The sequence below is a fragment of the Variovorax ureilyticus genome, assembly GCF_037889935.1.
In the GTDB taxonomy this organism is placed as follows: domain Bacteria; phylum Pseudomonadota; class Gammaproteobacteria; order Burkholderiales; family Burkholderiaceae_C; genus Variovorax; species Variovorax ureilyticus.
Map to the genome: position 1 here is coordinate 183,243 of NZ_JBBKZU010000011.1, position 22,808 is coordinate 206,050.

The window sequence follows — 22,808 nt, forward strand, 5'->3', positions numbered from 1 at the left end:
GCTGGATTACTGAGCCTGGAAGTTGGACTTGCGGACCTGCTCCGCCCAGAAGGCGGTGGCGGTGTCGACGAATGCGCGGAGTTCTTCCGGCGAGGCGTAGGCGGCTTCCATGTTGGTGGAAGCGAACTTCTCGACGGTGCGCGGGTTGTCGAACATCTTGCGGGTGGCCTCGGTGATCTGCTTGAGCAGCTCGGGCTTGAGCGTGGTGGACGCATACACGGCGAGGAAGGCGTCGGCGGGCATCTTCAGGCCCATCTCCTTGAAGGTGGGCACGTCGGGCATCGCGGAATAGCGCTTGTCCGCGGCCATCGCAAGCACGCGCACCTTGCCGGCCTTGCGGTATTCGACAAGTCCGTCGCACGGCACGATCGCGGCCGGCACCTGCGCACCGACCAGGTCGGTGATCGCCGGTGCCGCGCCCTTGTAGGGGACCGGGTTCATCGGCACCTTGAAGTGCTGGCCCACCACGTAGCCCACGAACTGCGCCTGCGAGCCCGGCGCCGGAATGCCGAAGCTGCCGAGGTCGGGGTTCTTGCGCACCGCGTCGAGGTACTCGTTGAAAGTGTGCGCCGGCGAGTTAGCAGGCACGGCGAGGCAGGTGTAGAAGTTGACGATGCGGCCCACGGGGACCATATCCTTCTTCACGTCGAAGCCCGGGTTCTTGACCACCAGCGGCACCATGATGACCTGGTGGTCGACCGCGAACATGATGGTGTTGCTCTCGGGCGTGGCCTGCTTGAGCGCGGCCGCGGCGATCTGGCCGCCGGCGCCGGGCTTGTTGTCGACCACGGTCGTCACGTTGAGCTGCTGCGACAGCGCCTCGGCATAGATGCGAGCGAGGTTGTCGGTGCCTGCGCCGGCCGGGAAGCCGACCAGCACGCGGATCACCGGCTTTTCTTCGGCATGGGCGGGTAGCGCGGCATTGAAGGCCACGGCAATCAGGCTCGCACCGATCGCGCGGTTGAAGATTCGTTTCAGGCTCATGGGATGTCTCCAGGGTTCGTGTCTGTCAGAGCGGATAGGCCGGCGGCGTGCCGCGCACCGTCATCCATTGCCATTGAGTGAATTCGTCCCAGTTGGCGGGACCGCCATGGCGCGAGCCGTTGCCCGATGCGCCGCGACCGCCCATGGGCATCGTGCCGTCGTCGTTCACCGTCTGGTCGTTGACGTGGACGAGGCCGACGTCGAGCTGCCTCGCGAGCGCCATCCCGCGCGCCACGTCGCGCGAGTAGATGCCGGCCGAGAGGCCGTACTCGGTGTCGTTGGCAAGCGCCGCCGCTTCGGCATCGGTGCCGAAGGCGGTGATCGAGACGACCGGGCCGAAGAGTTCCTCGCGGAAGGCCGGCATCGCCGGCGTGACGTCGGCGAGCACCGTCGCCGCGTAGAACGGCCCTTGGCAGGTCCCCCCGGCCAGCAGTCTTGCGCCCATCGCGACCGATTCGCGCACGATGCGATCCACGCGCTGCAACTGCTGCTGCGTGATGACCGGGCCGAGCGCCACCTGCTGGCGGAACGGATCGCCCACCGGCAGGACGCGGGCCTTCTCCGCCATGCGCCGCGCGTAGTTCGTCGCGAGCTTCTCGTGAACGAGGTGCCGGCCTGCGCTCATGCAGATCTGGCCCTGGTGCAGCCACGAAGCCCACGCGCCGCCGCTCACGGCCAGGTCGAAGTCCGCGTCGTCGAGCACGATCAGCGAGTTCTTGCCGCCAAGCTCCAGCGCCACTTTCTTGAGGTGCTTGCCCGCAAGTTCGCCGACGCGGCGGCCTACGGCGGTGGAGCCGGTGAACGACACCATCGCCACGTCCGGATCGGTCACGAGCGCCTCGCCCGCTTCGGCATCACCCGGCAGCATATGGAGCACACCCCTCGGAAGGCCCGCGGCCTGCAGCAGCAGCGCAAGCAGCACGCCGCCGCTGACTGGCGTGCGCGGGTCCGGCTTGAGCAGCACCGCGTTGCCCGTTGCGAGCGCCGGCAGCACCGCGCGGCTCGACAGGAGGAACGGAAAGTTGAACGGCGAGATCACGCCCACGACGCCGTGCGGCACGCGGCGCGCGATGCTCGTCACGTCCGCGGCGCTGGGCAGCACGCAGCCTTGCGCCTGGGTCGGCATCGCGGCGGCCTCGTGGCAGAGGTGCAGCACCGAGTCGATCTCGAACATGGCCTTGGGCTGGATGCCGCCGGTTTCGCGAATGATCCACTCGGCGTAGTCGGCGCGGTTCGCCTCCAGCAGCGCAGCAGCGGTGCGGAAAATCTTCGCACGCTCGGCGTAGGGCAGGGCAGCCCATGCCTTCTGTGCGCGTCGCGCAGCCGAGGCGCTCGCGCGAACGTCCTGCGCCGTGGCACGGGAAACCCAACCAATCGGTTGACCCGTTGCAGGTTCCGTCACCTCGATCTGGCCGCCGGTCAGCACCTTCCAGTCTTCCGCGAGAGCACGGCGGCTCCAATCTTCAGAGGCTAAGAGGCTCACATTCAATTTCGTCTCCGTTTCAGTTGGATTCCAGGGGATGGCGCGGATTGTGGTGCCGCAAATTCCAAAAGTCAACCAACCAGTCGGTTGACTTTTACGATGAGGGCCGACAGAATCGCCCCCATCGCACACACCGCACCCGGAGATTGAATTGACCGCCCCGTACCGTTCCCCCTGGATGACCGACGAACTCGACATGCTGCGCACTACGGCGCGGCGCTTCTTCGAGGACGAAGTCGCTCCGCGCGCCGCGAAGTTCCGCGCGCAGCACCACATCGACCGCGATGTCTGGCAGCGTGCCGGCGAACTCGGCCTGCTGTGCATGAGCATTCCGGAGGAATACGGCGGACAGGGAGCGACCTTTGCGCACGAGGTGGTGGTGATGGAAGAGCAGGCTCGCATCTGCGACACCACCTTCGGCTTCATTCCCGGCGCGGTGAACGGACCCGCGTTCTTCTTCGAGACGGCCAACGAGGAACAGCGCAGGCGCTGGATGCCGGACATCGCCTCCGGCCGCAAGATGCTGTCGGTCTGCATCACCGAGCCCGATGCCGGCACCGACGTGAAGGCGATGCGCACCACCGCGCGCAAGGAAGGCGACGGCTACGTGCTGAGCGGCAACAAGATCTTCATCACCCACGGGCAGCAGGCCGAGCTGTCGCTGGTCGCGGCGCGCACCGGCGGCGCGGGCTCCGGCGCGAAGGGCATTTCCCTGTTCATGGTCGAGCGCGAGAAGACCGACGGCTTCCGTATCAACAAGGTGCTGGAGAAGGTCGGCCAGAACGGCCTGGACACCTGCGAGATCTTCCTCGACAACGTCCATGTTCCGGCCGAGAACCTGATCGGCGGCGCGGAGGGCCGTGGCTTCGGGCAGCTGATGGATGTGTTCGTGCGCGAGCGCCTGTCGATCGGCGTGGTGGGCATCACCTGTGCCGAGCGTGCCATCGAACTCACGCTGGAGCATGCGAAGAACCGCAAGATGCTCGGCCAGACGCTGTGGGATTTCCAGAACAGCCGCTTCACGCTCGCCGAGTGCCTGACCGAAGCGCGCATCGGCCGCATCTTCATCGACAAGCTGGTGGCCGATCTGGTGGAAGGCAGGCCGCTGGCCCCCAACGACGCGATGATGGCCAAGTGGTGGGGCTCGGAGAAGCAGTGCCAGATCATCGACCGCTGCCTGCAACTCTTCGGCGGCTACGGCTACATGACCGAATACCCCATCGCGCAGCTCTACATGGACGCGCGCGTGGCCCGCATCTACGGTGGATCGAACGAGACCCTGAAGGACCTCATCGCCCGCTCGATGTAGGCGCAGCCCAACTCAGGGCACCCACGGAACCGGCTTTGCCGGGTCGTCGGGTGCGCCCCCTGGAAGGGGGTGCAGAGCCACACGAAGTGGGCGAGGCTGGGGGTGATCCAAGTGTCATCGCCGCACGGCGGCAATGCCTTCGATGACCATGTCCATGAAGGTGTCGGCGACCTGCTGGATCGAGAGCTTGCCCCCTGCGCTGTGCCAGCGCGGCACCCAGTTGAGCGCGCCGAAAAGCAGTGCCGAGAACATGCTCGGATCGCAGGGCTTGATGCTGCCGTCCGCGATGCCTTCGGTGATGAGGTTGCGCACCGTGGCGTCGAGCCGCCGCTGGAACTGGCGGATATCGCCGCCCTGCATCATCTCGAGCGGGCGCGAGCCGACCAGCACGAGGCAGCGGCCGAAGTCGTTGTTCTGGGCGACCGCGAGACTGCGCACGTACAGGCGCAGGCGGTCGAGCACCGGGATGCTGCGGTCCTTCGTCTTTTCGATGACTTCGTCGAGATCGCCGAAGGAGAGCACCAGGCATTGGTAGAGGATGCTCTCCTTGTTGTCGACGTAGTGGTAGAGCGTGGCCTTGTGCATGCCGAGGCGCTCGGCGATGTTGTCCAGCGAGGTGGCCTCGTAGCCCTTCTCCGCGAACAACTGCGCGGCGGTGCGCAGGATGGCGGTGCGCTTGTCCTCATGCTTCAGGCCCGGCCCGTTCTTGCGCGCCGAGCCGGCACGGCCGCGTGCGGGTTTGGCGACGGCGGTGCCGGTGGCGGCGGTTGTTCGTAGGTTCCCAGTCATGCGGCGGCATTATCCAGAACGACACCTTCGGCCACGAGACGGGTGATCTCGTCCGCGCCGAGGCCTGCTTCGCGCAGCACCTCGTGCGTGTGCTCGCCGAGCAGCGGCGCGCGATGACGCACCTCGCCCGGCGTGCGCGAGAGCTTCACCGGCACGCCCGGCACCGCCACGGGTCGCGCACTGCCGGGTTGCTCGACCTCGGGCAGCATGTTGCGCGCGGCGAAGTGCGGGTCGGAGAAGATCTCCTCGGCGGTGTAGATCGGGCTGAAGGGGATGCGACTGCCGAACAGATCCTTGAGTTCGGCCTTGGTCCGGGTGGTGGTGAACTGCTCGATCTCTTCCATCAGCGCATGCCGGTGGGTCCAGCGCGACTCCTCGTTCGCAAAGCGCGGATCGTCGGGCAGTCGAGGCCGTTCGATGAGCTTCGCGAGCTCGCGGAACTGCGGGTCGTGCGGCGCGGCGAGCGCGATCACGCCGTCCTTCACGCGCACGGTGTCGAAGGGCGCCATGCCCGGGATGCCGTTGCCCGCCGGACCCGGCGATACGCCGCGGTAGCTGTACTGGCTGACCACCAGTTCGGACAGCGCGAGGATGCTGTCGGTCATCGCGACGTCGACGTACTGCCCTTGGCCGGTGCCACGCGCGTGCCACAGCGCGGCCATGGTGCCGAACGCCGCGAACAGGCCCGACACCGTGTCGCCCGCGCCGCCGCCCACCTTGACCGGGTGCTCGGCGTCCGGGCCCGTGATGCCCATCCAGCCACCCATCGCCTGGGCGACGATGTCGAAGGCCGGCCATTGCATGTAGGGGCTGACGCCACCGGTGCGGTCGCCGAAGCCACGCACCGAGGTGTAGACCAGCGCGGGGTTGATCTCCCTGAGCGTGTCGTAGCCGAGGCCCATCTTGTCGAGCACCCCCGCACGGTAGTTCTCGACCAGCGCATGCGCGCCGCCGACCAGCTTCTTCAGCAGCGCCTGGCCGTCGGGATGCTTGAGGTTGAGCGCGATCGAGCGCTTGTTGCGATTGCAGGACTGGAAGAGGCCGCCCAGCACGCGGCGGCGGTCGTCTTCGCGGAACGGGCCCATGCGCCGGAAGAAGTCGCCATCGAGCGGCTCGACCTTCACGACATCGGCGCCGTGGTCGGCGAGCACCTGAGAGCAGAAGGGGCCGGCCAGTGCGTGCGTGAGGTCGAGCACGCGCAGACCCTGGAGGGAACCGGAAGCAGTCATATGAAAAAATCAATCAAACGGTTGGTTGATTATCGGCGCATTTGAACGCCTGCGTAAATGCCCCGGCCGGGGGTCAGGCTTTGCGCTGCTGCTGTCCGTAGGCCGCGACGGCTTCATCCACCGTCGCATAGAAGGTCTCCGCGCCAAAGCGGGCGAAGAGCCCGAAGCGCTTGAGCTTGTCCTTGACCGGATCCTTCATCTCGGCGAAGCAGAGCTCGATGTCTTCGGCCTGCAGGCTGTCGTCGAGCTCGGCCACGATGTCGGCGGCGGTCACGTCGACGCTGGTCACCGGCTCGGCTGCCACGACCACCCAGCGCACGGGGGTGGGGGAGGCCTTCACCGCCTCCATCACGCGGTCCCGGAAGAGTTCCGCGTTGGCGAAGAACAGCGGCGCGTCCCAGCGGAAGATCACCAGGCCCGGAATGCGCCGCGACTGCGGGTAGCGCGTGATGTCGTGAAAGCCGTGCACCCCGTCCGGCTGTCCGAGCACCGCGGAGTGCGGCCGCCAGCCATCCCACAGGAATTCGGCAATCGCGATCACCAGCGCGATGCCGATGCCCGGGATCGCGCCGAACACCGCGACGCCGACGAAGCAGATGATCGAAAGCCAGAACTCCCAGCGCTGGATGCGGTAGATGCGGCGCAGATCGGTGATCTCGATCAGCCCGATGGCCGAAGCGATGACCACCGCGGCAAGGGCCGTGGTCGGCAGGTTCCGCATCAGGTTGGGCGCGGCGATCAACAGCACCGCGATCGCGATGGCGCCGACGATGCCGGTGACCTGCGTGCGTGCGCCGGCCGCCTCGGCCACCGGCGTGCGCGACGCGCTGCTGCTGATCGGCATGCCCTGGAAGAACCCCGTGGCGAGGTTCGCGGCACCGAGCCCGACCATCTCCTGGTTGGGATCGACAGGGCTGCGCATGCGCGCGGCATAGACGCGCGACAGCACGCTCGTGTCGGCGAATGAAACCAGCGCGACCGCGAGCCCGCCGAGCAGCACCGGGCGGATGTCGTCGAGCTGGATGAGCGGGACCGAAGGCGTGGGCAACCCCTGCGGCAACGGGCCAAGCACCTTGAGGCCGGTCCGCGTCGCGAGGTCGAACAGGCCGGCGGCGATCGTCGCGCCGACCACGCCGATCAGCACGGCGGGCGCGCGCGGCACCCGCTGCAGCAGCAGGATCGCCACCAGCGTGCCGGCGCCCACGAGCAGCGTGACGCCATGCGTCTTGCCGCCGGCGATGCCTTGCAGCAGTTCCCAGGTCTGCTGCAGCGGCCCTTCGGCCTCGACCGAGAAACCGAAGAGCTTGGGCAACTGGCTCAGGAGCACGGTGAGTGCGATGCCGTTCATGTAGCCGTAGCGGATCGGCTTGGACAGCAGCTCGGTGACGAAGCCGAGCTTGGCGAAACCCGCGGCGATGCACACCAGCCCCGAGACGATCGCCATCGCGCTCGCGATCGTGATGGCGCGCATCGGGTCGCCGGCGGACAGCGGCAGCACGACCGCGAGGATGACCGCGGCGAGCGCGGAATCGGGACCGAGCACGAGGATGCGGCTCGGCCCGAAGAGCGCGTAGGCCAGCAGCGGCACGATGGTCGCGTAGAGCCCGTAGATCCCGGGCACGCCGGAGGCCTGCGCGTAGGCGATCCCTACGGGTACCAGCATGGTCGTGAGCACGAGACCGGCGACGACATCGTGGCGCAACATGGATGCGCTGTAATCGCGCAGGCTGCCAAGGCCCGGCAGCCAGCGGGTGAGGGCTGTGGAGGGGGTCACGGGCCGCCCTCCTTCATGCCCGGCATCGGATCCGATGACGAGATCCTTGCGGCAGGTGAGGCATCGAAGGCGCAGCGGTCGCTAGTAGACCTCGGGCACGTACTTGACCGGGTAGCTCGTCTCGTGCGAGCCGCTCTTGATGTGCCGCTTCGGCAGCTTCACCTTCTCGCGCGGCGCTTCCTCGTAGGGGATCTGCGAGAGGAGGTGGCGGATCATGTTCAGCCGTGCGCGCTTCTTGTCGTCCGAGCGCACCACGAACCAGGGTGCCCATGCGGAATCGCTGGCCTTGAACATGTCGTCGCGCGCACGGGTGTAGTCGTCCCACCGGTTGTAGGACTTGAGGTCCATCGGCGACAGCTTCCAGATCTTGCGGCCGTCCTCGATGCGGCCCTTCAGGCGGCGGGTCTGCTCGTCCGGGTTCACTTCCAGCCAGTACTTGAGCAGGATCACGCCCGAGTCGACGATCGCGCGCTCCACCAGCGGCACGCCCTGCAAGAAGCCCTTGGCCTGTTCCTCGGTGCAGAAGCCCATCACGCGCTCGACGCCGGCGCGGTTGTACCAGCTGCGGTCGAAGATGATGATCTCGCCCGCCGCGGGCATGTGGCCGAAATAGCGCTGGAAGTACATCTGCGACTTCTCCCGCTCGGTCGGCGCGGGCAGTGCGATCACGCGGAACACGCGCGGGCTGACGCGCTCGGTGATGGCCTTGATGGTGCCGCCCTTGCCGGCCCCGTCGCGCCCCTCGAAGACGATGCAGACCTTGAGGCCGGCGTGCTTCACCCACTCCTGCAGCTTCACGAGTTCGACGTGCAGCTCCTTCATGGCCTTGTCGTAGGCCTTGGTCGACAGCGGTCCCGGTTCCGCGTGCGGCGTCGCGTTGTCCTGCACTTCCTCCGGCCCTTTCGATGCCACTGGCTCGGCACCGTTTCGGGTCGACTTCTTCTCTCTTTGCATGACGATCTCCTCGTATCGTGGATTCATGGCTGCACGTTGACTTTCTGCCAGCTCGTGTCGGGATCGAAACGTGTCATCGCGCGCGCAGTCGCATCGGTGCCGGGCCCGAGGTTCTTCTCGTACACCACGCCGTCGTGGCTGACCATGAAGCTCATCACCCCGGTCTCGCCGTATTTCGACGGCCAGGCCACGAGCGCGAAGCCGCCGCGCATGCGCTTGCCGATGACGTAGTCGTAGGCGCCGCCCGGCGCGTTCGCGCCCTGCGCCTTGAGGATCTTGAAGTGGTAGCCGTGGTAGCCCTCGCCGGGACGCACCGGCGCGTAGACCGGGCCGAGCGGGCTCTCGGGTTCGCCGGCGGCAGTGGGCCAGTAGAGGCCGTCGTGCTTGCCTGGGGAACTGGCGAACTTCTGCGCGTATTCGAGCACGTGGTTGCCATCGCGATCGACCTGGGCGTATTCCTTCTGCGCGTCGAAGTAGGCGAGCACCGCGTTCATCGCCGCGAGCTCGTTGCGGCCGATGCGGCGGGTCTTCATCTGGTCGACGCCCGCAGCGGGATCGAAGTGCCAGCCGGCCGCACCCTTGACGATCGGCACGGGCAGTGTCCAGTCGGCGCCCCCCGCGGCGAGCAGCGCGCGGTTCGGCCCGTCGGGCACTACCTTGTGCTGCTTCGCGTAGGCCGCGAGAAAGTCGTAGATGTCCTCCCGGTCGATTTCGCCGGCGGGCACGAAGCGCTTCCAGTCGTTGCCGAGCACCGTGCGCAGCGCGCTCTCGTCGTAGTTCGCGATCGCGTTGAAAAAGGCCTGCGCGGCGGCGTCGGCGCTGGGGTAGGCCTTCTGCGCGAACACAGGGGTCGAAGCCAGGGCAAGCGCCGCGACGGCGGTCGCGACAGCATGCTTGATGCGGATGAATTGGGGCATGGTGTGTCCTCGTTCGGAGATGGGTTGCTTCATGCAGGGTCAGCGGCGTCCACCGCCGCCTCGACCACCACCGCCGCCGCCTCCCCGCATGCCGCCGCCACCACCACCAGCCCGGGCGCCGCCTCCGCCGCTGAATCCGCCGCTGGCCCGTGCCCCGCCACCGCCGCCACCGCCGCCCATGGACTGCCGGCTCGATGCGCCGCGGTCCATCTGCTGACGGGCCTGGCCGCTGTTCGCGCCCCGCAAGGCGTTGTCGCCGCCCCGGTTCCCGACCTGTTCGAAACCCTGGCTGCCCCGCCCGCCCGCGCCTGCGCCTCCGCGGTCGCCGCCGCCCAACTGGCCGCCACGGTCGCCGGTGCCCACGCCGCCACGGTTACCGACCTGAGCGCCGCGGTCGCCGCCGGCACCGCCGCGGTCGCCGAACTGACCGCCACGATCGCCACCGGCGCCACCACGGTCGCCGAACTGGCCGCCGCGATCGCCACCGGCGCCGCCGCGGTCACCGAGTTGGCCGCCGCGATCGCCCCGGCCCGTGTTGTCGGCGGCCCGCTGGGCCCGGTCGCGCGTGCCCGGGTCGTTGCGCAGGTTCTCACGTCCCTGGCCGGGGTCCATGCCGCGCTGCTGCAGGGCCGACTGCGCCTGCTGGCGCTGGGCATCCCGTCCGGCGTTGTCGCGGCCGCGGAAATCGGCGCGGTTCTCGGCACCGGGCACGTTGCGGCCGTACTGCTGCTGGCTGCGCTGGTCGCGGTAGGGCGTGCCGCGCCGGTTGGCCGCGTTGTGCTGCCAGTTGTTCTGGTTCGCCGCGATCTGCCGGTTGGTGTTGATGCTGTTGTAGCGGTTGGTATTGATGTTGACGTTGCCGCCGCCCCAGTTCGCATTTCCCCAGAGCGCGCCCACGGCCGCCACGCCGACGCCGAACGCGATGCCTGTGGCGAGAGCCGCGCCCGGGTACCAGTACGGGGCGGGCGCGTAGGCGTAGGGCGGGTAGGCGGGGTAGGGCCACGAGCCGTAGACGACCGTCGGGTTGTACGACGGCACATACACCACCTCCGGATTCGCGGGCTCGATCTTGATGACGGTCTGCTGGGTCTGCGGCTCCTGCTCGACGATCACCTTCTGCTGCTCGTTGCTCTTGAGGCTGCCCTGCTGCTGCGCCTTGGTCCGCAGCCGCTGCGCGGAGTCGAGCACGTCCTTGGACGACGCGAGGAAGGCATCGCCGAGGTTCTGTACCCAATCGGGCTGCTCGCCCATCATCTGCAGCACCTGCGGGAACGCCACCAGCGATTGCACGCTCGGGTCCCAGGGCTTGTCCTGGACCGCCTTCACGGCGGCATCGCCCTTCTGGTTGGAATTGGCCTTGGACCACTTGGCGGCATCGGCCACGTCGGACGGATAGGTCGCTGCCATCAATACCTGGGAGAGCAGGGAATCCGGATAGAGCGCGATGGGCGCCATCATCTGGTCAAGCTGCTCTCGGGTGAATGGCTGGGGCTGCTGCCCCATGACGGTGGACGAAAGCACTGCCAGCATCAGCACCAGAACGCGCGTGAAGCGGCTGAGAAGAAAACGCATGTGATTCGCTCCTCTTTCCTGTAGTAGCTCGCCGAAGCCGGGGCCGAGTGGGTCCGGACTCGCGTACCAGCATACGTGCCTCCGGCAAACCCCGCAATTGGATATTGGTGCATGGCGCCTACGATGGATACAGGCGGCAACGCCCGTTGCCGGGCCCCTGACGACAAGGCGACAAAGGAGACATTCCATGCTGGGACTGATGCAGGACCGACCGCTTCTCATTTCATCGCTGGTGGAGCATGCGGCCACTTTTCATCCCGAGACGGAGATCGTCTCCCGTCGCCCGGAAGGCGGAACCCATCGCACCCACTGGCGCGGCATCCGTGACCAGTCGCGGCAGGTGGCGGGCATGCTGCGTGACCTCGGCGTGCGCCAGGGCGATCGTGTGGGCACGCTGGCCTGGAACTCGGACCGCCACCTTGCGCTGTACTACGGCGCATCCGGCTCGGGCGCGGTGCTGCACACGGTGAACCCGCGGCTCTTTCCGGACCAGATCGACTACATCATCAATCACGCCGAAGACGCGGTGCTGTGCTTCGACGTGACCTTCGCGCCGCTGGTCGAGAAACTCGCGCCCCGGCTCAAGTCGGTGCGTCATTTCATCGCGATGTGCGGCCGCGCGCACATGCCCGCGATCGATGTGCCCGGTCTGCAGTGCTTCGACGAACTGGTCGCCGCGCAGAGCATCGACTACCGATGGCCCGAGTTCGACGAGCGCACCGCGTCGTCGCTGTGCTACACGTCGGGCACCACCGGTAACCCGAAGGGCGTGCTCTATTCGCATCGCTCCACCGTGCTGCATGCGCTGATGGAACTCGCGCCCGACACCTTCGGCCTCAACTCCGGCGAGACGCTGATGCTGATCGTGCCGATGTTCCACGCCAACGGCTGGGGTGCGCCCTACGGCGCGGCGATGGTGGGCGCCCGGTTGGTGCTGCCGGGCCAGTTCCTCGACGGCAAGAGCGTGTACGAGATGATGCGCGACGAAAAGGTCAGCTTTTCGCAAGGCGTGCCGACGGTGTGGCTCATGCTGTTCCAGTACCTCGACGCCAACCCCGATGTCGACGTCGGCGCCCTGACGCTCAAGCGCGTGGGCATCGGCGGGGCGGCCGTGCCGCGCGCGATGCTGGAGCGCTTCGAGAAGCAGTTCGGCGCCGAGGTCGTGCAAGGCTGGGGCATGACCGAGACCAGCCCCATCGGCGTGATCAGCAAGCTGCTGCCCAAGCATGCGGCGCTGCCGGCCGAAGAGCTGGTGAAGATCAAGCTCAAGCAGGGCCGTGGCGTCTGGGGCGTGGACCTCAAGATCGTCGATGACGACGGCAAGCCCCTGCCCTGGGACGGCAAGGCCTTCGGCCACCTGCGCGTGCGCGGCCCGTGGATCGCGAGCGGCTACTACAAGGCCGAGGGCGGCGTGGTGACCGACGAGGAAGGTTTCTTCAGCACCGGCGACGTCGCGACGATCGACCCCGACGGCTTCCTGCAGCTGGTGGACCGCGCGAAGGACGTCATCAAGTCCGGGGGCGAATGGATCTCCTCCATCGATGTGGAGAACGCCGCCATCGGCTGTCCGGGCATCGCCGAGGCCGCGATCATCGGCGTGGCGCATCCCAAGTGGGGCGAGCGGCCGCTCTTGATCGCGGTCAAGCGGCCGGGTGCCGAAGTGGACAAGTCCGCGGTCCTCGACTACCTCGCGGGCCGCATCGCCAAGTGGTGGTTGCCGGATGACGTGGTGTTCGTGGCCGAGCTGCCGCACACGGCGACGGGCAAGCTGCTGAAGACCAAGTTGCGCGAGCAATACCGCGACTACGAGCTGCCGACCGCGTGAAGGCGCGGGCGCGAACCGGTCGGGCGCCCGAAGGTCGACGCGTTGCATAAAGAGAACTTTCTCACGTCTTATTCAAGACAAATTTCGTATAGGTGTCCTTCCTGACGGACACTCGCAGGCGCGAACCCGGCGCCTGCCGCGTACCCGTGCGCGGCGCATGGGCGTCGCCAGTGCGACCTGCCCGGCGGCGAGTCGCCGAAGCCGACGAGGTACGATGAAAGGCTTCGTCGGCCGAGACGCCGTCGCCCCACACCAACAACAATTTTTTCAGTGAGCCGAGATGGGCAAGATCTTGCGTGCGTGGACATTCTGGATTCGAGCGGAACTGCGCGGGGAGTGCAGCGATCACCTCGATGCCACCGTGCTGAAGCGCCTGCGGGCGGCGAAGGGCAACCGGCGCGCGGCCGCGCTTTTCCGGGACCTGAACGACGGGACGACCGAGGTCGTGGTCGTCTCGGTCTGGGATTCCATGGAAAGCATTCGCGCCCATACGGGCGACCCGCACACCGCGCCGACCATCGATCCGGGCGATGTGCGAAAGCTGTTCGATCGCGAGCCGAGCGTGCGCCACTACGCGCTTTCCGATCCGCACGTGGTCGCGACGCTGCCGGCCGAATGGACGGGGCCCGACAAGGACTGACGCCTCCGCGTGCCTTCGTCGATCTCGCCGACGGGACGCAGGGGCTTGCAATCGCCGACGCCGGCCCCAGTTCCCGGGAATGACCGAATCGCTGCACATCGTCTGTCCGCACTGCCACACCACCAACCGCGTGAAGCGCGACCAGCTCGGCAGCGCGCCCGATTGCGGCAAGTGCCATCGAGCGTTGTTCACCGGACACTCGACGGCGCTCGATGAAGCCGGTTTCGACCGGCACGTCGCGCGCAACGAGATCCCGGTGCTGGTCGATTTCTGGGCGCCGTGGTGCGGCCCTTGCCGCCAGATGGCACCCGGCTTCGAGCAGGCCGCCGCGCGGCTGGAGCCCCATGTGCGGCTCGTCAAGGTCGACACCGAAGCCGTGCCCTCGCTGGGGGCGCGCTTCGGCATCCGCAGCATTCCGACGCTGGCGCTCTTCAAGGGCGGGCGCGAGATCGCGCGGCAGGCCGGTGCGATGGGTCCGGCCGACATCGTCCGCTGGACCGAAGCCCACGCGCGCTGATGGCCAGGTGGCGGCCGATACCATCGGCCGGATGACCCCAGAGAAACCCGCCCGTCGGCCGCGCATCTATCTCGCCGGCCCCGATGTCTTCTTCCCTCATCGCGACGACGTCTTCAGGGATCTGAAGAGCCGTTGCGAGCGGGAAGGGCTGATCGGTGTCGCACCGATCGATGCGCCGATCCAGCACAGTGCCGCCGATGGCGAAGACCGGCTCGCGCAAGCCATCTACGACGGCAACGTTGCGCTGATTCGCGACGCCGACGGTTGCATCGCCAACCTTCAATCCTTCCGCGGGCTGGAGCCCGATTCGGGCACGGTCTTCGAGGTCGGCTTCGCGGTGGCGCTCGGCAAGCCGGTCGTGGTGTACGGCGTGCCGCCCGGAACCTATGCGGAGCGCGTTGGCGCGGTGCTGGCGTGCGAGCGGGACGCCAAGGGCGCGTTGCGCGAAAAAGCCAACGGGACCACGGTCGAAGGACTCGGCCAGCGACTGAACCTCATGCTCACGCGGTCCACCCATCTCGTGCCGGACGCCGAGGCGGCGATCGCATTGATGGCCCGGCTGGTGGGCGGTCGCTCACCCTCGTGACGGACGAGTTCAGCCCGGCTTAAGCGTCGCGGCCGAGACTCGAGGGCGTCTCAGAGAGGAATGCCCGATGTCGTCCCCACCCCAAGTCCTGAACGCCCGGCAGATCGACCATGTGCTCGAACTGGTCGAGATCAATCTTCTCGCGCCCGGCGAGGCGATCCGGAAGCTCGAGGCGCTGACGGCGGCCGGGGAGTTCACCCAGTCGGAGTGCTATGCGATCCGCATGCTGCTCGTGCTCGACCACGGCGACATGGTCAGCGCGCTGCGGGAGGCGAGCGGGGACGACGAAGGGCTGACACTCGTGCGCGATCGTCTCGTGCACGAGGCGCGCGTGGTCTGCGAGAAAGACTGAGTCGCCCAGCCGTCGGAACGACCGGCCATCCTTACAGGCGCAGCATCTTGCCGGGATTCATGATCCCGTGCGGATCGAGTGCCCGCTTGACATCGCGCATCAGTTCGATCGCCTCGCCATGCTCGACCTCGATCTGCCCGATGCGATGGAGGCCCACGCCGTGCTCCCCGGTGCAGGTGCCGCCCAGCCGGATCGCCCGCAGCGCCACGCGCTCGGCCAACGCCTCCGCGCGCGCACGCGCCTCGGGATCGGCATCGTCGTAGATGATGCCCAGGTGGAAATTGCCGTCGCCCACGTGGCCGACGATGGGCGCGTAGAGGCCGCTGTCGCGGATGTCCGCCTCGGTCTCGGTGATGCATTCGACGAGTGCCGAGATCGGCACGCAGGCGTCGGTGCCCATCGAACTCCATCCCGGATGCATTGCGAGATTGGCGTGATAGCACGAATGACGCGCCTTCCAGAGCCGCGTGCGCTCCTCGGGCCGATGGGCATAGCGAAACCCGTTGCCGCCGTGGTCGTCGGCCAGCGCCTGCACCGTCCGGACCTGGTCGGCCACGGCCGACTCGTTGCCGTGGAATTCGACGAAGAGCGTCGGGCGGGCCTCGAACTCGTCGAGCTTCGAGTAGCGGATGCATGCATCCATCTGCACGTCGTTGAGCAGCTCGATCCGCGCGACCGGCACCCCGATCTGCAGCGTGGCGATGACGGTGTCCATGGCGGCGCGCAGGCTGTCGAACTGGCACACCGCCGCGATCACATGCTCGGGAAGCCCGAAGAGGCGCAACTGCACCTCGGTGATGATGCCAAGGAGTCCCTCGCTGCCCACGTAGAGCCGCGTGAGGTCGAAGCCGGATGCCGACTTGCGCGCCCGGGTCCCGGTGCGGACGATGCGTCCATCCGGCGTGACCACCGTGAGGCCCATCACGGTCTCGCGCATGGTGCCGTAGCGGACGGCCGCGGTGCCCGAGGCGCGCGTGGAGGCCATGCCGCCGAGCGAGGCGTTCGCCCCCGGATCGACCGCGAAGAAGAGCCCGCTCGCGCGCAGGTGCTCGTTGAGCTGCTCGCGCGTCACGCCGGCCTGCACACGGCAGTCCATGGCGTCGGTGGAGACGTCCAGGACCCGGTCCATGCGCGAGAGATCGATGCACACGCCGCCGTGGATCGCGGCCACGTGGCCTTCCATGGAGGTGCCGCTGCCGAAGGCGATGACGGGCACCGTGGCGCGGTGGCAAAGCCGGACGGCCGCGGCGACTTCCTCGTTGGTCAGCGGAAACACGACGAGGTCGGGTTGCCCCGGATCGGGCAGCCCCTCGCCGTGGCTGTGATGCGCGCGCACCGCCGGTGAAGTGACGGCGCGGTCGCCGAAGATCGCCCTGAACTCGGGCAGCAGCGATTCGACCGCCTCGGCGGTTTGCTGCAGGGTCTTGCTGAAGGCCATGGTCTTGCGGTGATCCGGTCAGGCGCCGAGGTAGGCGTCGCGTACGTGGTCGTCGTGCAGCAACTGGACGGCGGGGCCTTCCAGTGCGATGCGGCCGCCCTCGAGGACATAGCCGTGGTCCGCCACGCTCAGCGCCGCGAAGGCGTTCTGCTCGACGATGACCACCGTGCGGCCTGCACGCGCGATGCGCCGGATGTCGACGAACATCTCCGTCGTGAGTTTGGGCGACAGTCCCATCGAAGGCTCGTCGAGCAGCAGCACCCGCGGGCCCGCCATCAGTCCCCGGGCGATGGCGAGCATCTGCTGCTCGCCGCCCGACAGCACGCCGCCCATCTCGCCGGATTTGCGCTTGAGCACCGGGAAGAGCTCGTACACCTCGTCCAGCGTGTCGGCGATGGCCGCCTTGTCGTGGCGTCGCACATAGGCGCCGACCTCCAGGTTCTCCTTCACGCTCAAGGTCGCGAAGATCCGGCGGCGCTGGGGCACGCAGGCGATGCCGGAGGCCACGATCTGCTCGACCGAGCGATCGTGGATGCCTTCGCCGCGGAACGCCACGCGGCCGGCGCTGGGCTTCACGCGGCCCACGATCAGGTTGAGCGTGGTCGACTTGCCCGCGCCGTTGGCACCGATGACCGCGACGATCTGGCCGGGCTGCGCGCGGATCGACAGGTCGAAGAGGATCTGCACCTTGCCGTAGAACACGTCGACGTGCGAGAGCTCCAGTTCCGGTCGTTCGGCAATCACCGAGGAGGGGAGGTCGGCCTGCATCATGGGTTCGGCAATCAGTAGCGCACGGCCGAGCGCACCACCGGCTGCCCGCCCTTGATCTCGACGATGTTCACCTGCTTGTTGCAGTCACCCGCCTTGTCGCACTTGTAGTCGGCCAGCAGGCCGTTGTAGCTCACGTTGGAGAACGCGGCGCGGATCCTCTCCGGGTCGTTCCCCTTGGCCTCGTTGATCGCGCGGGCTGCGAGGATGGTCGCGTCGTAGTAGGTGGCCGACCAGACATCGGGCGCCATCTTGTAGCGGGCCTCGTACTTCTTCACGAAGGCCTGGACGGCCGGATTCGGATCGGTCGGCACGAAGTACGAGGCGCTCATCGAGCCCTCGGCGGCATTGCCGGCGAGCTTGAGGAAGGCGTCTTCGGACAGCACCGCACCGGCGAACTTGAACGGCAGCCCGAACTGCTTGGCCTGCCGCAGGATCAGTGCGGCGTCGGTGTCGTGCGCCCAGAGGATCACGAGTTCGGCGCCGGACTTCTGGAGCTTGGCGAGCTGCGCGGAGTAGTCCTTGTCGCTCGGGTTGTGGCTTTCCACCGCCGCGGGCTTCAGGCCGAGCGCGGCCATCTGCGCGACGACGCGGGCCTGGCCGGACTTGCCGAAGTCGTCGTTGGCGTAGAAGACGGCGGTCTTCTCGCCGGCCTTGAGCTCCTTCTGCGCATAGTCGATGAGCGCCTTGGCCTGCACGTCGTCGTCCGAGCGGGTGCGGATCACGTAGTTGCAGCCGCTGTGCGTGATGGCCACCGAGGTGCCGCCGGTCAGCGAGACCACCTTGCCATTGCAGTAGGTCTTCTGCGTGGCCATCTGGGTGACCGAGTAGTGCGGGCCGATCATCACGGGCACCTTGCTCACCTGCATGAGCTTGTTCACCGCATTGATGGCGCCGTTGGGGTTGTCGCCCTGGTCGTCCTCGAACACCACTTCCAGCGGCTTGCCGAGCACGCCGCCGGCGGCATTGATCTCGCTCACGGCCAGTTCCACGCCCTGCTTGAAGTTGCGGCCCACGAGGGCCTTCGGGCCGGTCTGGGGCAGCGAAACGCCGATCAGCGCATCGGCCATCGCGGGCGCGGCAAGCACCAGCGCGGCGGTGCCGATCCAGCCGGCACGAAGAAAGGGAATCGAAGGGTTCTTCTTCACGGTACTTGTCTCCTTTTGAATGAATGCGCTGGGTGTCGAAAGGGGCGTCAGGCAACGGCGGCCTGCTTGTGCACGATCTGTGCGGGTGCTTCCTCGGGCACGCGTTCACCGAGGTAGGCCTCGATCACGGCGGGCGAGTTCATGACCTCGGCCGGTGCGCCGTCGGCGATCTTGTCGCCCAGGTTGAGGACCACCACGCGGTCGCACATGTTCATGACCAGCTTGATGCGGTGCTCGACGACGAGGATCGACATGCCCTGTGCCCGCAGGTGCTGCAGGATCTGCGCGAGCTCCAGGATCAGCCCGCCGCGCAGGCCGGCGGCCGGTTCGTCGAGCAGCAGCAGGCGCGGCTTGTTGACGATGGCGCGCGCCATCTCCACCAGCCGGCTCTGGCCGAAGGACAGGTCGCCGCCGCGCCGATAGGCCAGGTGCGCGACCCCCATGCTCGACAGCGCCTCGAGCGCGGCGGCCCGGCTGTGCGCCTCGCGCGAGCCCGTCTGCCCGAGCGGCGCGCGGTGGGCGACCATGACGTTCTCCAGCACCGTCATCGATTCCCACAGGCGCACGTTCTGGAAGATCCGCGCCACGCCGTGGCCATGGATGGTCCATGGTGCGCGGTTGTCGATGCGGTCGGTGCCCAGGGCGATGGCGCCGCTGACGCCGACGGTGCCGGAGCAGGCGTTGATCATGGTCGACTTGCCCGATCCGTTCGGTCCGATCAGGCCGAGGATCTCGCCGCGACGCAACTCGAAGCTAACGTCGTTGAGCGCCTTCACGCCGCCGAAGCTTCGCGATACGCCGCTCACGGTCAACAGCACCCCGCCACCGATGTCGACCGGTGCGCGATCGGCGAGCGCGGAACTGGCCGCTTGCGCTGCGGCGCTGAGGTTCAGCGGCGTCGCGGGCGCTTCGCCGACCGGCTCGCGCGGCCCGGTCAGGAAGCCGCCCAGCAGCCAGTCGCCGATCACGCCCAGGCCGCGCGGCGCGAGCAGCAGGATGGCGACCACCCCGATGCCGAAGGCCGCGAGATAGTAGGTCTGGAGCCCGCGCAGCGCCTCGGGCAGCACGGTGATGACCACGGCGCCCAGGAAGGTGCCGGCGATCGATCCCAGGCCGCCGAGCACGACCATCAGCATCATCTTGATGCTCTCGAACACCGTGAAGTTGGTCGGCGCGGCAAAACCTACCAGCAGCACGTAGAGGCCACCGGCCAGTGCCGCCCACGCGCTGCACACCACGAAGGCGATGGTCTTGACCCGGCGCGAATCCACCCCCATCGCCTCGGCGGCGATCTCGTCATCGCGAACGGCCCGCATGCTGCGGCCCGTGCGGGTACGGTGGAAGTACACCGTGAGCCCGTAGGCGACGAAGCACACCGCGAGCAGCGGGAAGTAGAGCTGGCGGTCGATGCTGTCGCCGAGTGCCGGAATGCCGAGCGTGGGGATGTCGCGCATGCCCATCGGGCCGCCGGTCAGCCACTCCTCGTTGAGCGCGACCATGCGGAAGATCTCGTTGAGCGCCAGCGTGACGATCGCGAGGTAGTGGCCCTTGATGCGCGTGCTCACGGCGCCCAGCAGCACGCCGACCGCGGAGGTGAGGAGCATCGCCGCGGCGAGCGCGGCATACCAGGGCAGCGAAAGCCGCATCATGAACAGCGCCGTGGCGTAGGCGCCGAAGCCCACGAGCGCGGCCTGTCCGAGGACGATCTGCCCGGCGATGCCGGTCGCCACTTGCAGGCCCAGCGCGGCGATCGCGAAGATCCACGCGAGGTTGAGCACGTGCAGGTAGTAGCTGTTGAGGCCCAGCAGCAGCGGCAGCGCGAGCGTGGCGAGCACGGCGAGCCAGGCGGCGGGACGCATCCAGTTCGATGTCATGGGCGGCTCCTTCAGGCGCGGTCGGCGTGGCGCTCGGGCAGCAGGCCCTGCGGACGCACGAGCAGGAACAGGAGCAGCACGCCGAAGGCGATCGCGTCCTTGTAGGTCGAGGAAATCGCGAAGGCGCCCACGTTCTCGGTCACGCCCAGCAGCACGCCGCCGAGGATCGCGCCCGGCACGCTGCCGAAGCCGCCGATGATCATGGCCACGAAGCCCTTGAGCCCGACCAGCGTGCCCATCTCGGTGGTCACGTAGAACAGCGGCGCGAGCAGGATGCCTGCGAGCGCGGCCAGCACCGAGGAGAACGCGAAGGTGCCGGCCAGCACGCGGTTGACCGGGATGCCCATGAGGCGCGCGGTCTCGCGGTCGATGGCGGTGGCGCGCATCACCTTGCCGATGGTGGTGTAGCGCAGCGCGAGGTACTGGAGCACCATCACGACGACCACGATCGCCATGATCGCGACCTGCTGCACCGGAATGCGCAAGTCGCCGAGCGTCAGCACGCCGTCGCCGAAGGGGCTCGCGTAGAGCAGCGGTTCGGGGCCGTAGATGATGCGGGCCATCTCCTTGAGGAAGATGCCGAACCCCACCGTGGCGATGATCGCCACCAGGGCCTTCTGGCGCTGCAGCCGCGCGAAGACGAGGCGTGAGAACAGCGCGCCGAGCAACGCCATCACGCCCGCCGTGAGCAGCGCGGCCAGCCAGAAGGGCAGTTGCAGGCTGGTCGTGAAGGTGGCGACGAAGACGAAGGCCGAGAACGTGAGGAACTCGCCGGCGGCGAAGTTCACGATCGCCATCGTGTTCCAGACATAGGCGTAGCCCAATGCGATGAGGGCGTAGATGCAGCCCATCGCGAGGCCGCTGACGATCACTTGTCCGAGCATGACGGTGTCTCCAGTGTGGTGATGCGCATCGATGGGCCGGGCGTCAGAGGCTCTCGGCCATCCGCAGGAGCGCGACCATGCCGGGGTCGTCCATGCCGATGGTCTTTTCCGCGAACATGCGGGCGCGGCCGATGCGGTTCGGCTTGTCGCGGAAGGCATCGAGTGCCGCACGCGCGGCGTCGCGCGCCACGCGGCGTGCATCGGCGCCTTCCGGGGCGAGGGCCAGCGCGGCCTGGATCGCGTGGAGGCCGTCCAGCACCGTCTTGTCGCCCAGGCTCGCGCCGCCGCGCGACGCGAGCGCATCCACCACATCGCCGATCAGCGCCACGAGGTCTTCGCGACGCAGCGCATCGACGCCCGCGCAGCGCTTGGCACTGGTCATGCACGCGATCGCCAGCAGCGTGCCGAAGCTCGATCCCGACGCCTTGGCACAGGCCTGCGCGCAGGTCCTGAAGATGCCTTCGAGCGTCGAGGGCAAGGTGGGGAGCGCTTGCTCGACCAGCGTCGCGCATTTGTCGAGGGTCGCGCCGAGGTCCGCGTCGCCGAGCCGGCCGTCGAGTTCGTTCAGTTCGGGCGCGGCGGCGTGCACGCCCGCGCACCAGCGGGGCAGGGCGGTCGCGAGGGCCACGGCATCGAGCATCAGCGCACGCTCCAGAAAGGACATTCGGCGGGCGCGGCGAGCAGCGCTTCGAGCTCGTCGTCCAGCTTCATCACGCTCAGCGAGGCGCCGGCCATTTCCATCGAGGTGGCGTAGCGTCCCACCAGCGGCCGCACGATCCCGATGCCGCGCTCGCCGAGGACCTGCGCGACGCGGCGGTAGAGGATGTAAAGCTCCTCCGCCGGCGTCGCCCCCAGGCTGTTGACGAGCACCGCGACACGGTCGCCGCGCGCCAGCGCCAGTTCGGGCAGCACATGCGCCAGCATCTCGTCGGCCAGCGCATCGGCCGTCTTGAGGGCACCGCGCCAGATGCCGGGTTCGCCATGGATGCCCATGCCGAACTCGACGTCGTTCTCGCCGATCTCGAAGGACGCCTTGCCCGATTCCGGCACCACGCAGGGCGTGAGCGCCACGCCGATCGAGCGGCACGCATCGTTCGCCCTGCGCGCCAGCGCAGCCACTTCGTCGAGCGACGCACCGCTTGCCGCCTTCGCCCCGGCCGCCTTGTAGACCAGCACCAGCCCGGCGACGCCGCGGCGCTTCTCGCGCTGGGCAGCCGGTGCGCTCGCCACGTCGTCGGCCACGCGCACCGAGGCGACGCGCATGCCTTCGAGTTCGAGCATCTCGGTCGCCATGTCGAAGTTCATCCGATCGCCGCCGTAGTTGCCGTAGAGCTGCAGCACGCCCGCGCCGCCATCGGCTGCGCGCATCGCCTCGATGCAGTCGCTCATGCGCGGACCGGCGAACACGTTGCCCACCGCGCACGCATCCAGCAGGCCTTCGCCGACATAGCCGAGGAACACCGGCAGGTGGCCCGAGCCGCCGCCGGTGACGATGCCGACCTTGCCGGCCACCGCGCCGCGGCTGCGCACGATCACGCGGCCGTCTTCGCCGGTGCGACGCAGTTCGGGATGCGCGATGCACAAGCCGTCGAGCATCTCGTCGACATAGGCGTTCGGGTCATTGAGGATCTTCTTCACGGGTTTCTCTGTGGGATGTGGATCGATGCGCGCAGCGTCGCCCGCGGCGCATGGCTGTGCCGTCGTCGCACCGCGCGCGAGGCACGGCGTCCGGGATTGCGGGGGCGCGCTGCGGCGCGTTCGGCCG

Annotated in this window: 21 protein-coding genes; 6 read left to right on the forward strand and 15 right to left on the reverse strand. The window is 68.0% G+C overall.

The window, feature by feature from the left end; genetic code table 11:
* Window positions 1-6 precede the first annotated feature (6 nt).
* A complete protein-coding gene (locus WKW77_RS23855; RefSeq protein WP_340359368.1) occupies window positions 7-984 on the reverse strand; it encodes a tripartite tricarboxylate transporter substrate-binding protein in 978 nt (325 codons plus the stop codon).
* A 25-nt stretch (window positions 985-1,009) separates the two neighbouring features.
* The gene (locus tag WKW77_RS23860; RefSeq protein WP_340359369.1) at window positions 1,010-2,467 is read right to left on the reverse strand and encodes a benzaldehyde dehydrogenase; all 1,458 of its coding nucleotides are present in this window, start codon (window positions 2,465-2,467) and stop codon (window positions 1,010-1,012) included.
* 151 nt (window positions 2,468-2,618) lie between these two features.
* On the opposite strand from WKW77_RS23860, the gene WKW77_RS23865 reads away from it, so the two are divergent.
* Window positions 2,619-3,776 carry an acyl-CoA dehydrogenase family protein gene (locus WKW77_RS23865; RefSeq protein WP_340359370.1) on the forward strand — a complete coding sequence of 386 codons (1,158 nt, stop codon included), beginning with the start codon at window positions 2,619-2,621 and terminating at the stop codon, window positions 3,774-3,776.
* Window positions 3,777-3,890: 114 nt separating this feature from the next.
* Here the strand turns inward: WKW77_RS23865 and WKW77_RS23870 are convergent, their stop codons facing one another.
* The 6 genes from WKW77_RS23870 to WKW77_RS23895 all read right to left on the reverse strand — a co-directional run bounded on the left by WKW77_RS23870 (window position 3,891) and on the right by WKW77_RS23895 (window position 11,011).
* Window positions 3,891-4,565 (reverse strand): TetR/AcrR family transcriptional regulator, encoded by a 675-nt coding sequence (locus WKW77_RS23870; RefSeq protein ID WP_340359371.1) that lies wholly within the window; start codon window positions 4,563-4,565, stop codon window positions 3,891-3,893.
* Window positions 4,562-5,794, reverse strand: a complete 1,233-nt coding sequence (locus tag WKW77_RS23875; RefSeq protein ID WP_340359372.1) for a CaiB/BaiF CoA transferase family protein — start codon at window positions 5,792-5,794, stop codon at window positions 4,562-4,564. Before WKW77_RS23875 ends, WKW77_RS23870 begins: the two co-directional genes overlap by 4 nt.
* 73 nt (window positions 5,795-5,867) lie before the next feature.
* Window positions 5,868-7,568, reverse strand: a complete 1,701-nt coding sequence (locus WKW77_RS23880) for a SulP family inorganic anion transporter (protein WP_340359373.1) — start codon at window positions 7,566-7,568, stop codon at window positions 5,868-5,870.
* 81 nt (window positions 7,569-7,649) lie between these two features.
* On the reverse strand, window positions 7,650-8,522 hold the full coding sequence (gene ppk2 / locus WKW77_RS23885) for a polyphosphate kinase 2 (protein WP_422823253.1): 873 nt from the start codon (window positions 8,520-8,522) through the stop codon (window positions 7,650-7,652).
* A gap of 23 nt (window positions 8,523-8,545) precedes the next feature.
* The gene (locus WKW77_RS23890; protein WP_340359374.1) at window positions 8,546-9,439 is read right to left on the reverse strand and encodes a DUF2950 domain-containing protein; all 894 of its coding nucleotides are present in this window, start codon (window positions 9,437-9,439) and stop codon (window positions 8,546-8,548) included.
* Between the two features lie 39 nt (window positions 9,440-9,478).
* The gene (locus WKW77_RS23895) at window positions 9,479-11,011 is read right to left on the reverse strand and encodes a DUF3300 domain-containing protein (protein ID WP_340359375.1); all 1,533 of its coding nucleotides are present in this window, start codon (window positions 11,009-11,011) and stop codon (window positions 9,479-9,481) included.
* Window positions 11,012-11,198: 187 nt separating this feature from the next.
* On the opposite strand from WKW77_RS23895, the gene WKW77_RS23900 reads away from it, so the two are divergent.
* From WKW77_RS23900 to WKW77_RS23920, 5 genes are all read left to right on the forward strand, one after another.
* Window positions 11,199-12,836 carry a long-chain-fatty-acid--CoA ligase gene (locus WKW77_RS23900; RefSeq protein WP_340359376.1) on the forward strand — a complete coding sequence of 546 codons (1,638 nt, stop codon included), beginning with the start codon at window positions 11,199-11,201 and terminating at the stop codon, window positions 12,834-12,836.
* A 280-nt stretch (window positions 12,837-13,116) separates the two neighbouring features.
* Window positions 13,117-13,476: a putative quinol monooxygenase gene (locus tag WKW77_RS23905; protein ID WP_340359377.1), complete on the forward strand. Its 360-nt coding sequence runs from the start codon at window positions 13,117-13,119 to the stop codon at window positions 13,474-13,476.
* A 79-nt stretch (window positions 13,477-13,555) separates the two neighbouring features.
* A complete protein-coding gene (trxC, locus tag WKW77_RS23910) occupies window positions 13,556-13,993 on the forward strand; it encodes a thioredoxin TrxC (RefSeq protein WP_340359378.1) in 438 nt (145 codons plus the stop codon).
* Window positions 13,994-14,024: 31 nt separating this feature from the next.
* Complete coding sequence (locus WKW77_RS23915) at window positions 14,025-14,579, forward strand: nucleoside 2-deoxyribosyltransferase (RefSeq protein WP_340359379.1); 555 nt, start codon at window positions 14,025-14,027, stop codon at window positions 14,577-14,579.
* Window positions 14,580-14,646: 67 nt separating this feature from the next.
* On the forward strand, window positions 14,647-14,931 hold the full coding sequence (locus WKW77_RS23920; RefSeq protein WP_340359380.1) for a hypothetical protein: 285 nt from the start codon (window positions 14,647-14,649) through the stop codon (window positions 14,929-14,931).
* A gap of 31 nt (window positions 14,932-14,962) precedes the next feature.
* Here the strand turns inward: WKW77_RS23920 and WKW77_RS23925 are convergent, their stop codons facing one another.
* The 7 genes from WKW77_RS23925 to WKW77_RS23955 are packed head-to-tail and all read right to left on the reverse strand — an operon-like array spanning window position 14,963 to window position 22,681.
* Entirely contained in the window at window positions 14,963-16,369 is a 1,407-nt protein-coding gene (locus tag WKW77_RS23925; protein ID WP_340359381.1) for an FAD-binding oxidoreductase, read from the reverse strand.
* 18 nt (window positions 16,370-16,387) lie between these two features.
* Window positions 16,388-17,140 carry an ABC transporter ATP-binding protein gene (locus tag WKW77_RS23930; RefSeq protein WP_340359382.1) on the reverse strand — a complete coding sequence of 251 codons (753 nt, stop codon included), beginning with the start codon at window positions 17,138-17,140 and terminating at the stop codon, window positions 16,388-16,390.
* An 11-nt stretch (window positions 17,141-17,151) separates the two neighbouring features.
* Window positions 17,152-18,285 carry an ABC transporter substrate-binding protein gene (locus tag WKW77_RS23935; RefSeq protein WP_340359383.1) on the reverse strand — a complete coding sequence of 378 codons (1,134 nt, stop codon included), beginning with the start codon at window positions 18,283-18,285 and terminating at the stop codon, window positions 17,152-17,154.
* Window positions 18,286-18,332: 47 nt separating this feature from the next.
* Window positions 18,333-20,159 carry a branched-chain amino acid ABC transporter ATP-binding protein/permease gene (locus tag WKW77_RS23940; protein WP_340359384.1) on the reverse strand — a complete coding sequence of 609 codons (1,827 nt, stop codon included), beginning with the start codon at window positions 20,157-20,159 and terminating at the stop codon, window positions 18,333-18,335.
* 11 nt (window positions 20,160-20,170) lie between these two features.
* Window positions 20,171-21,043 carry a branched-chain amino acid ABC transporter permease gene (locus WKW77_RS23945; RefSeq protein WP_340359385.1) on the reverse strand — a complete coding sequence of 291 codons (873 nt, stop codon included), beginning with the start codon at window positions 21,041-21,043 and terminating at the stop codon, window positions 20,171-20,173.
* Between the two features lie 43 nt (window positions 21,044-21,086).
* A complete protein-coding gene (locus WKW77_RS23950) occupies window positions 21,087-21,707 on the reverse strand; it encodes a DAK2 domain-containing protein (RefSeq protein ID WP_340359386.1) in 621 nt (206 codons plus the stop codon).
* Window positions 21,683-22,681: a dihydroxyacetone kinase subunit DhaK gene (locus WKW77_RS23955; RefSeq protein ID WP_340359387.1), complete on the reverse strand. Its 999-nt coding sequence runs from the start codon at window positions 22,679-22,681 to the stop codon at window positions 21,683-21,685. The genes WKW77_RS23950 and WKW77_RS23955 overlap by 25 nt, the downstream gene beginning before the upstream one ends.
* Window positions 22,682-22,808 lie beyond the last annotated feature (127 nt).

Coding starts and splice junctions, on each gene's coding strand:
- WKW77_RS23940 (WP_340359384.1), bottom strand. CDS start 20,159: ATGACATCGAACTGGATGCGTCCCGCCGCCTGGCTCGCCGTGCTCGCC.
- WKW77_RS23915 (WP_340359379.1), top strand. CDS start 14,025: ATGACCCCAGAGAAACCCGCCCGTCGGCCGCGCATCTATCTCGCCGGC.
- WKW77_RS23855 (WP_340359368.1), bottom strand. CDS start 984: ATGAGCCTGAAACGAATCTTCAACCGCGCGATCGGTGCGAGCCTGATT.
- WKW77_RS23895 (WP_340359375.1), bottom strand. CDS start 11,011: ATGCGTTTTCTTCTCAGCCGCTTCACGCGCGTTCTGGTGCTGATGCTG.
- WKW77_RS23945 (WP_340359385.1), bottom strand. CDS start 21,043: ATGCTCGGACAAGTGATCGTCAGCGGCCTCGCGATGGGCTGCATCTAC.
- WKW77_RS23905 (WP_340359377.1), top strand. CDS start 13,117: ATGGGCAAGATCTTGCGTGCGTGGACATTCTGGATTCGAGCGGAACTG.
- WKW77_RS23920 (WP_340359380.1), top strand. CDS start 14,647: ATGTCGTCCCCACCCCAAGTCCTGAACGCCCGGCAGATCGACCATGTG.
- WKW77_RS23875 (WP_340359372.1), bottom strand. CDS start 5,794: ATGACTGCTTCCGGTTCCCTCCAGGGTCTGCGCGTGCTCGACCTCACG.
- WKW77_RS23870 (WP_340359371.1), bottom strand. CDS start 4,565: ATGACTGGGAACCTACGAACAACCGCCGCCACCGGCACCGCCGTCGCC.
- WKW77_RS23950 (WP_340359386.1), bottom strand. CDS start 21,707: ATGTCCTTTCTGGAGCGTGCGCTGATGCTCGATGCCGTGGCCCTCGCG.
- ppk2 (WP_422823253.1), bottom strand. CDS start 8,522: ATGCAAAGAGAGAAGAAGTCGACCCGAAACGGTGCCGAGCCAGTGGCA.
- WKW77_RS23930 (WP_340359382.1), bottom strand. CDS start 17,140: ATGATGCAGGCCGACCTCCCCTCCTCGGTGATTGCCGAACGACCGGAA.
- WKW77_RS23925 (WP_340359381.1), bottom strand. CDS start 16,369: ATGGCCTTCAGCAAGACCCTGCAGCAAACCGCCGAGGCGGTCGAATCG.
- WKW77_RS23900 (WP_340359376.1), top strand. CDS start 11,199: ATGCTGGGACTGATGCAGGACCGACCGCTTCTCATTTCATCGCTGGTG.
- trxC (WP_340359378.1), top strand. CDS start 13,556: ATGACCGAATCGCTGCACATCGTCTGTCCGCACTGCCACACCACCAAC.
- WKW77_RS23890 (WP_340359374.1), bottom strand. CDS start 9,439: ATGCCCCAATTCATCCGCATCAAGCATGCTGTCGCGACCGCCGTCGCG.